The following is a 10,125-nucleotide window of genomic DNA, read 5'->3' on the forward strand; positions in this document are numbered from 1 at the left end:
GCTGGAAGGAGAGGTGCCGCAGTGCCCGGGAGAGGGCCGTGGGCCCGCGGGGGCCCGGCCCGCGGGCGGGGGGGGCCGGGGCGCCCCCCGGGGGGGGGGGGCCGCCGGGCCGGTCCGGGTCGACGAGGACCCGCAGGACGCGCGCGGAGGTGACGATCCGCGTGCCCGCCGCGCAGGCGTCGGGCAGCACGGACAGCTGGACGCTCTGCTTGGCCCCGGCGGGGCATCCCACGACGCACTGGCAGGAGCCCCGGCAGCCGGGGGCGTTGCGGCGCAGCGGCCCGGCCTGCCAACCGAGCTTCTCGGCGCCGAGCAGGGTGAGCAGTCCGTTGCGGCCGAGGACGTCCAGCGGCTGGGTCGCCACCCGCAGGGTGCGTTCGACCTCGTCGAGGTCGGCGGCGAAGGCGTGCGGGTCGGCCAGGTCGAGCCCGTACCGGCTGCGCCAGCGGTCCAGGACGCGCGCGGGTGTGCGGTAGCAGGTGCCGGAGTTGACGACCGTGGTGCCGCCGACGGCCCGGCCGGTCGGCAGCAGGACGGGTGGGCGGCCGGCCATGACGGTGGCGCCGCCGTCGCGGTACAGGTCGGCGAAGCGGTCGAGCGGGGCGCGCCGGCCGAAGTCGGCGGTGGTGTGGTGGCGGCCCTCCTCCAGGACGACGACGTGCATCCCGGCGCGGGCGAGGGTGCGGGCGGCGATCGCGCCGCCGGCGCCGGAGCCGATGACGACGGCGTCCGCGGTGGCCCGGTCCGGCCAGTGCGGCGACGGTGTGCAGTCCAGTGGGGGGTCGGCCGGTGCGGCGGGCGTGGGCGGCGGGCCGGGCCGCTGGTGCAGCATGCGCTCGGTGCCGGCGGCGAGGATGACCGGGACCTTCAGGACGTCCAGCAGCGGCAGGAGGGCGGGCCGGGCCGCCAGGGCGGCGAGGACGGCCTCGCGGCGCGCCGGGGTCAGCCGGTCCAGTCCTGCGCCGGTGCGCAGCAGGGCGTACCCGTCGACGGCGGCGCCTGCGGCGCGGAAGCCGAGCCGGGCGGGCCGGGGCATGGCGGCGAGGTGGGAGTCCAGCCGCTGCGCCGCCGCGGCGGGCCAGGAGGCCGTGCCGTCGTCGGCGAGCAGGGCGGCGACCAGGGCGTCGCGGCTGCGGGGGCGCCTGCGGCTCATCGGTCGCCCACCTCGGCGTGCGCCGCCCCGTCGAGCTGCCACCGGGCTTCGGGTCGCCATCGGCCGCGCCAGCGTTCCACGGTGATCTCGGCGTCGGCCGCCTCGCTGTTGCGGCAGACCGCGCGGCTGCCGTCGGGGTCGGTGTAGTCGAGGGCGAGGGTGCGCTCCTCGGCCTGGCGGACGGTGACGCGGATGCGCCGCAGGGCGGTACGGCCGGTGACGTTCCACTCCGGCAGGCCGAGGTCGGCCCGGAATCGTCCGGCGCCGGCCCGGCCGACGGCCGGGCGCAGCGCGGTGCGGGGCCAGGTGCGGCCGGCGCGGCGCAGCCGCAGGAAGACCAGCGGTGGCAGCCGGTCCAGGCCGGCGCGGTTGGAGACGGCCGCGACGACCTCCAGCACGTCGCCCCCGCCGAGGTCGGCGTGCAGCCAGCCCCAGCGGCGGGCGTTGCCGTGCCCGTAGATGCGTGCCGTCGCTCCCGGTGCCCGGTCGAGCCGCAGGACGCCGCCGGGGTGGCGGATGGTGCCGGTGTAGTGGGAGACCGCGGCCGGGAGCACGTGGGCGGCGGGCAGGACGGGGTGGCGCCAGGCCCATCGGGGGAAGGTGTAGAGCGGTTCGCCGGCCGGGTGCTCGGTCAGGTCCCAGGTGTAGGGGCCGGCCGTGCCCCGGATGTGCCGGGTGGGGTCGCCGGCCGCGGCGGTGGAGTACGGCGGGCCGTCGGGGCGGCAGGGCTGCGGTCCGTAGCGGGCGTGCTCGACCGGTCCGGCCTGCGGGTAGAGCGCGATCCAGCCGTGCAACCGGGCGGGCGAGCCGTCGGCGGGGGCGGTCGTCTCGTGGTGCAGCCAGACGCCGGTGCCGGTGCGGGGGTCGGTGAGGGTGGTGTACCAGACCTCGGTGCGGCCCGGGGTGCCGTCCCAGCGTGGCCGGTGCAGCCGGGCGGCGGTGTCGGCGCGGGGGAAGCGCCAGCTCGCCAGGAACGGTGCGAGTGCGGTGGCGGGCCGGAACCGCAGGACGCCGCGCCCGACCTCGCGGCCGTCCTCGGAGACGGTGCAGGGCAGGACGGTCATCGACCGCAGCGGGTGGCGCCGGGTGACCGACTTCCAGCCGTCGAGGGTGAGGTTCCGGCCCTCCGCGGTGAACGCGAGTCGGTAGCGGATCCGCCTGCGGGCCAGTGGTGAGATCTCCAGCTCCCCCGACAGCAGTGGATCGTCCGTCAGTCCCTCGATGCGGATCCGGCCGGTCAGCCGGGCCCGGGTCGTCCGGTGCGGCAGCACGACGGCGTCCGCCCGGACGGCGAGGTCCAGGCGTGCCGGACGCGGCTCGCTCTCCCCCGCCAGGTGGAGGGTACCGGTCATCGTCTCGGCGAAGGTCGTCGTCCGGGTGCTCATGGGCCCTCCGGTGGGGGATCCGGCCGTGCAGTGGATGAGCCACTGAACCACTCAGGTGACATGACGTCAATAACTCCTGGTGGCAAGGTGGTGAGGAAGGCGGCCTCGTCCCGCCAATACCAGGCTCAGTGGATGAGCCACCGTCACACCTCTTGTACTGACGAGTAGTCATGCCGCATGCTCGGTCTGCCCCGCCCTCCGCCATCGACGCGACGGCCGGGCATTCCCGCGCGACACCCCGCCTGTTCCGCCCCCAGGAGGTCCCGTGTCCCATCCACGCCTGCGCTCGGCCCTCTTCGCCCTCGGCCTGGCACTCGGCCTGTGCGCCACCGTCTCCCCGGCGACCGCGGCCGCGGCCGGCTCCGGCGCACCCTCGGCCGGCGCAGCACGGGCCGCCGACGCCCCCGCCGTCCCCGGGCCGTTCACGGAACCGGGATTCGCCGCCACCTGCACCTGGCACCGCTACGGCGAGGGCGAGGCACCGCCCTGGTGGCTGGCGTTCACCGACCCGCTGTGCGTGGAGTACAGCAAGCGCGACATCACCGTCGACAACGGAGGCGCGCTGCGGTTCCTGCTGGCGGAGCCCTCCCGGGTCGCCGCCGCCCTGGTGACCTGCCACTACTACCAGAGGGACCACTGGAGCGTGCAGCGGACGACCGGCGCGGTGCCGTGGGTCGCCTGGGACGGCCAGTACTGGTGGGACCGGGCCGCCCGGCGCGCGGGAGTCCGGCTGACGGACTTCCGCATCGACGGGACGCCGGTCGGCGTCGGCGACTCCGTGCTCGCGCTGCGTCCGGTGTTCCCCGCGCTGGCGGACGCCCTGGCCGCCTACGGGTCCTCGTCCGGCGAGAGCGGCTTCACCACCGTGCTGCCGTTCGACCTCGCCTGCCCGCCGGCCGGGTGAGCGCGGTGTCCGCGCCGGCCCGGCGGGACCTGCTGAAGGCCCTCGCCGCCGCGACGGTGCTCCTGGCCGCCGGCCCGGTGACCGCCCCCGCCACGGCCACCACCGCACTCGGCACCGGGGCGACCCGGACGCTGGAGGCGTTCGGCGACACGCTGATCCCCGGGGAGCGCAGGTACCCGGGCGACCTGGCGATCGCCGGGGTCGTCACCGGCCCCGGCGCGGTGCAGGCCGGCCTCCTCCAGGTCCTCACCTCGCCGCAGCTGCCGCTCGGCCCGTGGCTGCCGGAGATCGCCGCCCTGCTGGACGCCCGGGCGCTGGCCCGGGCCGCCACCCACCTGATCCTGCTCCCGCCGGGATGGCCGCCGTTCGTCGGCCTGCCCTTCGGGCACCGCACCGACCTGGTCCGCGGCCTGTTCCGGCCCGACGAGCCGGACCGCCCGATCTGGCAGACCATGGCCCTCCTGGTCGGCCTGGCCTTCGACACCGCCGCCCACCTGGACACGCCCGCCGCGATCGCCGCCGGCCATCCCGGCCTGGCCTGGCTCGGCTTCCCCGCGCCGGACGCGGACGGCCTGTGGCGCTTCCCCGACCACTCGTACGGCCGCGCCCTGGCCGCCCTGCACCCCCGCACCACACCCTCCGGGAGCCCGGCATGACCGATCGCACCACGGACGTGCTCGTCATCGGCAGCGGGTTCGGCGGCGCGATCCCCGCCTACCACCTCGCCGCCGCGGGCGCCCGCGTCACCGTCCTCGAACGCGGCCCCCGGCCGGCCGCCGCCGACTTCACCCACAGCCTGCGCCTGGGCACGTACACACGGTTCGTCGACGTGGTCAAGGGCGACGGGATCTCGGTGGTGGCGGGCAACTGCGTCGGCGGCGGCAGCGTGGTGTACTTCGCCGCCTCGCTCCGCGCCCCCTCCTTCGTCTTCGAACGCCGCGGCAGCCTGCAGCGCCGCCTGTGGCCGGCCGCACTGACCCGCGCCGCGCTCGATCCCTGGTACGACCGCGCCGAACAGGCCCTGCCCGTCACCCGGCTCGACTGGCCCGACGTCTCCTACGCCGGGGGCGTCCTCGCCGCGGCCTGCCACCGCGCCGGACGCACCTGCAACCCCGTGCCGGTCGCCGTCGACCGGGCGCGCTGCACGGACTGCAACTGGATGCTGTCCGGCTGCCGATTCGACGCCAAACGCTCCATGCTGCTCAACTACCTGCCCGCCGCGGAGGCCTGCGGCGCGTCGATCCTGCCCCTGCACGAGGTGCAGGCGATCGCCCCCTCGTGGAAGGACGGGTACCGCTACGCCGTCGGGTACACGGTGCTGGACCCGTCCGACTACACCTGCACCGCGGAGTCCGGCATCGTCCACGCCAAGGTCGTGGTCCTCGCAGCCGGAGCGGTCGGGACACCGGTCATCCTGCAGCGCTCGGCACCCGCCCTCGGCGGCATCCCGGCGGCGGTCGGCCGCCACTTCTCCGGCAACGGTGACCGGGTCAGCGTCGCCGTGACGGACGAGGGCAGGGTGCGCGACCTGCTCGGCCTGTCCCGCCCGGACGGCTCCGCCTACGCCGCCCTGCACATCGGCAAGCCGATCACCACCGCCGGCTTCGACCGACTCGACCCCGGCGCAGCGGAGTTCAGCCGCTTCACGATCCAGCAGATCTACTTCCCGCCGATCACCGGCGTGCTCGCGCAGACCACGACGGGACCGGGCTGGTTCGGCATCGACAAGCGCCGGCAACGGCACGCCTGGCGCTCCTGGCTGACCCTCCTCGCCATGACCGAGGACGACAACGAGGGCAGCTTCGGCCCGCCGCCGCTCACCGGGTCGTTCACCCGCCTCGCCCCCGGGATCGGCCTGGGCAGCATGTCCTTCTCCCCCACCGCCGCCACCCGCACCGGCTGGGACGCCTCCGACGCCGAGCTCTCCGCGATCCTGGAGAAGGACGGCCTCGCCACCGTCCGGCCCTGGACCGACGAGGTCGGCGGCGCGGTCACCGCGCACCCGCTCGGCTCCTGCCGCATCGGCGACGACCCCCGCACCTCCGCGCTCGACGACCGCCACGAACTGCGCGGACACCCGGGCATCTTCGTCACCGACGGCGCCGCCGTCCCCACCTCACTGACCGTCAACCCGTCGCTGACCATCGCGGCCCTCGCCGAACGCGCCGTCCCCGGCATCGTCGACCGGACCGCCCTGGCCGGCGTGTCCGTCCGCTACGGCGCCCCGCTCCCCACCGGCGGCCCGTGAACCCTCCGGACGCGGGCCCGCCGATCTCAGCGGGACCGCACCGCGCTGTCGCAGGCGAGGCAGTGCCGCGTCGTCTGCGACGGCGGGTACCAGGTCGCCCCCGGCCCCGCCGGACGGTACGGCTCCCGTTCGAGATCCCGGGTGTCGAGCCCGCAGAAGGTCACCGGCCCGGGCCGGCCGGGCCGGCCGGGGTCGGGCGGAGCCGCATGGACCCACCGGATCCGCGCGCCGACGTCGACCTCGCCGGCGTCCAGGACCTCCGTGGAGGGTTCCAGTTCGAGGAGCACGACGACATCGCTCATGCCTCGACCTTGCCCCCGCCGCCGGGCTCGCGCATCCCGGCGCATCGCGCGCCCGGCAAGGTCCGGAAGGGAGGGCACGGCACTCCGGCCGTAGATCTTGATCACGACCGTCGGAGGGCCTGACGTCGGTGGCGGCCGGCCGAGGCCGACCCACCGACCCGAGATTCGCTCCGCCCACAGGCCGAGATCGAGATCGACAGGTGGTACTGGGTTCACCATGAAATCGGGTACAGGCTTCATGGCACCGTGCTCCTGCGGTGCCATAGCGTCGTGCCATGACGATTCCAGCCGGGCTGAGACGCACGGTCCTCCGGGCGCAGCGGGACACCCTCTTTCTTGCCGCTGGTGTGCTGCCGCACCTGGCGCTGGTGCCCGTGTGGGCCTGGGCCGCGGCGACCACCGCCAGGACGGGGAACTGGCCCCTCACGCTTTCCGTGTCGGCCGCCCTGGTCCTGCTCGGCGCCCCGGTGCTGACGGCCGTTCAGCGCGCTCGCTACCGGGCGCTCATCGGTGTGGACGTCCCCCGGCAAACCCCCACCGCGCCGGAACAACGGACGTGGGCCTCGACCGCCCGGTGGCTCGCGGCGACGCGGCCCTGGCGCAAGATCGCCTACCACCTCCTGCTGGGCCCGCTGCTCGCGATGCTGGAGCTGCTGGTGCTCGCGGTGGCGGCGGCCTGCCTGGCGGGCGTCGTCGCCTGCGCCTGGTCATGGGCGCTGCCAACCGGAATCCGCCAGGACTGGTTCGGCTACCTGACCCAGCTGCCGGTCTACACGGCGGCCGGACTCCTCCTCCTGTGCGCCCTGCCCTGGACCGCCCGGGCAGTAGCCCGGGCCGAGGCACGGCTGGCGTCGGGCCTGCTCGGGCCCAGCCGGGCGCAGCGGCTCCAGGAGCGGGTCGATCAGCTGGCCGTGAGCCGGACCGACTTGATCGAGGCCGTCGACGCGGAGCGCCGCCGGATCGAGCGCGACCTGCACGACGGCACCCAGCAGCGGCTGGTGTCTCTCGCGGTCAACCTGGGTCTGGCCCTTGCCACCCGCCCGGACCTGCCGGGTGATGCCCGCGAGGTGATCGCGAGAGCGCACCTGGAGGCGAAGGAGGCGATCGCCGAACTCAATGACCTCGTGCGGGGGCTGCACCCGGCCGTGCTCGAGGACCGAGGTCTGGACGCGGCGTTGTCCGGGCTGGCTGCCCGCACGCCCCTGCCGGTGCGGCTGCGGGTCGATCTGGAGGAGCGGGTGGCGCCCGACGTGGAGTCGGTCGCGTACTTCGTGATCTCTGAGGCGCTGACCAATGCAACGAAGCACGCCGAGGCGATGCAGGCAGAGGTGATAGTCCGCCAGGTCGGCGAGGTGCTGCGAGTGCGCGTCACCGACGACGGGCTGGGCGGTGCCGACGCCGCGGGCACGGGGCTGACCGGGCTGGCCAAGCGGGTCGGCTCCCTCGACGGGGCCTTCCACGTCAGCAGCCCCGTCGGCGGGCCCACCACCATCACCGCGGAGCTGCCGTGCGTGCGGTGATCGCCGAGGATTCGGTGTTGTTGCGGGTCGGCCTGATCAAGGTGCTGGAGATGGGCGGGTTCCAGGTCGCCGCGGAAGCCGGCGATGCGGAGGGGCTGTTGGCGGCAGTGGCGGAGCACCGGCCCGAACTCGCCCTGATCGACGTCCGGATGCCGCCCGGCTTCACCGACGAGGGGGTGCGGGCGGCGATGGAGATCCGTCGGCGCTGGCCGGGGACGCCGGTGGTGCTGCTGTCGCAGTACGTGGAGGAGCGGTACGCGGCCGACCTGCTGTCTGCGAACACCAGCGGTGTGGGCTACCTGCTCAAGCAGCGGGTCGCCGATGTCGCCGACTTCGTGGCGGCGGTCCGGCGAGTGGCGGACGGGGGCACGGCCCTGGACCCGCAGGTCGTCGCCCAGTTGCTGCTGCGGCGCGACAGCGACCCGCTCTCGCGGCTGACCCACCGCGAACGGGAGGTGCTCGGCCTGATGGCCGAGGGGCGCTCCAATGCCGGCATCGCGCAGGCGCTGGTGGTCAGCGAGAGCGCCGTCGCGAAGCACATCAACAACATCTTCGCCAAGCTCGACCTGCCCGTGGTCGACGCGGACCACCGCCGCGTTCTGGCCGTGCTGCGCTTCCTCGGGGCGTCCGGGGCCTGACCTTCCCATCCGTGATCACGATCTTCGGCCGGAGTTCAGTCCTCCGCCCGCTGGGTGACGGGCGCCTCCGTCCGGTCCCCGAGGAACTCGTACCAGCGGCGCTGGAGGCAGACGTACCGCACGTCGGCCTCGACGAGGCCGAGGAAGGCCCGGACGGTCTCGGCGAGGCGCTCCTGCATCCCGGCGTCGGAGAGCCGTCCGTCCTCCGTGAATCCCTCGTGGGCCATGGCGAGGCTGAACATGTCCGGGTAGACGCGGGTGCCGAGGTGTTCGAGCGGGATGCGTAGGGCCCACAGTCCACGGTTGCCGCCGACCATGGAGGGGGACGCGGACACGAGAAGGGCGTGCTTGGTCTTGAAGGGCTGGGGCCGTACCCGGGACACCCAGTCGATCGCGTTCTTCAGCACGCCCGGCACCGAGGCGTTGTACTCGGGGGAACAGATCACGAAGGCGTCGCAGAGTTCGAGCCGGTCCCGCAGGACGAGGGCGCCGGGCGGCAGCCCATGGGCCAGCTCCGCGTCGCCGTCGTACAGCGGCATGTCGAACTCACGCATGGTGGCGAGATCGGCCGTCGCGCCGGTGTCGGTGATCATCTGGGCGATCAGGGCGGCGAGGCGGGCGTTGGACGACCCGGCACGGAGCGAGGCGCCGAGGACGAAGACCCGCAGCGGCCCGGGGTGGGGGTTCTCCGTGGCCATGGGCACGTCCTTCCGGCGACAGGGCGGCGCCCGGGCAGGCACCTGCGGACCAGTGTGGTGCCGACGCCGCCGACCCGCGACGGGACGTCGGCCGTCCGGCGGGCCGGGCGCCGGGGCGGGCCCTGCCGGAATACTGCTTGCCGATCGGACCCCGGGGCATCCAGCATCGGATCATGACGGACGAGAACGAGCAGTGGCGTGCCGAATTCGATGCCGAGGTGACCTTCGCCAACGGCGGCGCCCTCCAGACCCAGGGGTTCCGGCTGGACGTGCCCGGCCCCGACACGGGCGAGGACGAGTTGGCGGACCTGTTCGTCCGGAGCCTCGGCCTGCTCATGGTCGAGACGCTGCGGATCAGCCGGACCCGGCTCCTGCGGGAGCCGCACAAGGGAGCGGGTCCCCGGCCCCCTACCGCCCCCCGGGCCCGGCGGGCCGTCGACCTGAGCCATCCCATCCGCCACGGGATGGTCACCTACCCCGGCCTGCCCGGGCCCGAGATCGGCGACCACCTCAGCCACCGGGCATCGCGCGAGCACTACGCGCCCGGCACCGAGTTCGCCATCGGCCGCATCTCCATGGTCTCCAACACCGGCACCTACCTCGACGCGCCCTTCCACCGCTTCGGCGACGGAGCCGACCTGGCCGGCCTCCCGCTGGCACGGTTCACCGACCTCGACGGCGTCCTCGTGCGGGCCGTGGGTGCGCGCGGCCGCGCGATCGACCGGGAGCTGCTGCTGCCGTACGACGTCACCGGCCGGGCCGTACTGATCCACACCGGCTGGTCCCGGCACTGGGGCACCGAGCAGTACGGCAGCGGCCACCCCTACCTCACCGGGGCGGCCGCACAGTGGCTGGTCGGGCAGCGGCCCGCTCTCGTCGGCATCGACTCCCTCAACATCGACGACACCGCCGACGGCAGCCGCCCCGCCCACACCGCCCTGCTGGCCGCGGGCATCCCCGTCGTCGAGCACCTGCACGGACTGGAGCAACTGCCCCCGCACGGCTTCCGCTTCCACGCCGCGCCGCCGGCCGTCGAGGGCATGGGCACCTTCCCGGTCCGCGCCCTCGCACTCCTGGACGGCCCCGCGGACGGCCACGGCACCGGCACCGGCACCGGCACCGGCACCACCGGCGATGCGGGCGGCGCAGCCGTCTGATGTCAGGACAGGCGCGATGGCGCAGACCTGCCACGAGGCCCTCCGGCTCGGAGTGTTCCACGGGCTGAAGCGGAGCCCGACCGCCGCGCGGCGGAGACGGCAGCGGGTCCCGGGCACTGG

General features: G+C 75.0%; 10 protein-coding genes. 6 read left to right on the plus strand and 4 right to left on the minus strand.

Going from position 1 to position 10,125, the window contains the following annotated elements; all coding sequences use genetic code 11:
* Window positions 1-1,153 (minus strand): GMC family oxidoreductase N-terminal domain-containing protein (locus ACFV0G_RS08995; RefSeq protein WP_380544003.1); only part of this gene is annotated, 1,153 nt, incomplete at its 3' end.
* Window positions 1,150-2,538, minus strand: coding sequence for a hypothetical protein (locus tag ACFV0G_RS09000; protein ID WP_380544006.1), 1,389 nt, complete (start codon window positions 2,536-2,538; stop codon window positions 1,150-1,152). The genes ACFV0G_RS09000 and ACFV0G_RS08995, both read right to left, overlap by 4 nt.
* 265 nt (window positions 2,539-2,803) lie before the next feature.
* On the opposite strand from ACFV0G_RS09000, the gene ACFV0G_RS09005 reads away from it, so the two are divergent.
* From ACFV0G_RS09005 to ACFV0G_RS09015, 3 genes are all read left to right on the plus strand, one after another.
* Window positions 2,804-3,442, plus strand: a complete 639-nt coding sequence (locus ACFV0G_RS09005; protein ID WP_380544009.1) for a hypothetical protein — start codon at window positions 2,804-2,806, stop codon at window positions 3,440-3,442.
* A 77-nt stretch (window positions 3,443-3,519) separates the two neighbouring features.
* Entirely contained in the window at window positions 3,520-4,098 is a 579-nt protein-coding gene (locus tag ACFV0G_RS09010; protein WP_380544031.1) for a DUF5987 family protein, read from the plus strand.
* Window positions 4,095-5,690 carry an FAD-dependent oxidoreductase gene (locus ACFV0G_RS09015; protein ID WP_380544012.1) on the plus strand — a complete coding sequence of 532 codons (1,596 nt, stop codon included), beginning with the start codon at window positions 4,095-4,097 and terminating at the stop codon, window positions 5,688-5,690. Before ACFV0G_RS09010 ends, ACFV0G_RS09015 begins: the two co-directional genes overlap by 4 nt.
* A gap of 26 nt (window positions 5,691-5,716) precedes the next feature.
* Here ACFV0G_RS09015 and ACFV0G_RS09020 read toward each other — a convergent pair whose 3' ends face one another.
* Complete coding sequence (locus ACFV0G_RS09020) at window positions 5,717-5,992, minus strand: hypothetical protein (RefSeq protein WP_380544015.1); 276 nt, start codon at window positions 5,990-5,992, stop codon at window positions 5,717-5,719.
* Window positions 5,993-6,267: 275 nt separating this feature from the next.
* On the opposite strand from ACFV0G_RS09020, the gene ACFV0G_RS09025 reads away from it, so the two are divergent.
* Window positions 6,268-7,512, plus strand: coding sequence for a sensor histidine kinase (locus ACFV0G_RS09025; RefSeq protein WP_380544018.1), 1,245 nt, complete (start codon window positions 6,268-6,270; stop codon window positions 7,510-7,512).
* Window positions 7,500-8,150: a response regulator gene (locus ACFV0G_RS09030; RefSeq protein ID WP_380544021.1), complete on the plus strand. Its 651-nt coding sequence runs from the start codon at window positions 7,500-7,502 to the stop codon at window positions 8,148-8,150. The genes ACFV0G_RS09025 and ACFV0G_RS09030 overlap by 13 nt, the downstream gene beginning before the upstream one ends.
* 35 nt (window positions 8,151-8,185) lie before the next feature.
* Here ACFV0G_RS09030 and ACFV0G_RS09035 read toward each other — a convergent pair whose 3' ends face one another.
* Entirely contained in the window at window positions 8,186-8,848 is a 663-nt protein-coding gene (locus ACFV0G_RS09035) for an NADPH-dependent FMN reductase (RefSeq protein WP_380544024.1), read from the minus strand.
* Between the two features lie 173 nt (window positions 8,849-9,021).
* Here ACFV0G_RS09035 and ACFV0G_RS09040 point away from each other — a divergent pair, with 173 nt between their 5' ends.
* On the plus strand, window positions 9,022-10,005 hold the full coding sequence (locus ACFV0G_RS09040) for a cyclase family protein (RefSeq protein ID WP_380544028.1): 984 nt from the start codon (window positions 9,022-9,024) through the stop codon (window positions 10,003-10,005).
* Window positions 10,006-10,125: the final 120 nt, after the last annotated feature.

This window comes from Kitasatospora sp. NPDC059571 (assembly GCF_042735675.1).
Lineage (GTDB): Bacteria > Actinomycetota > Actinomycetes > Streptomycetales > Streptomycetaceae > Kitasatospora.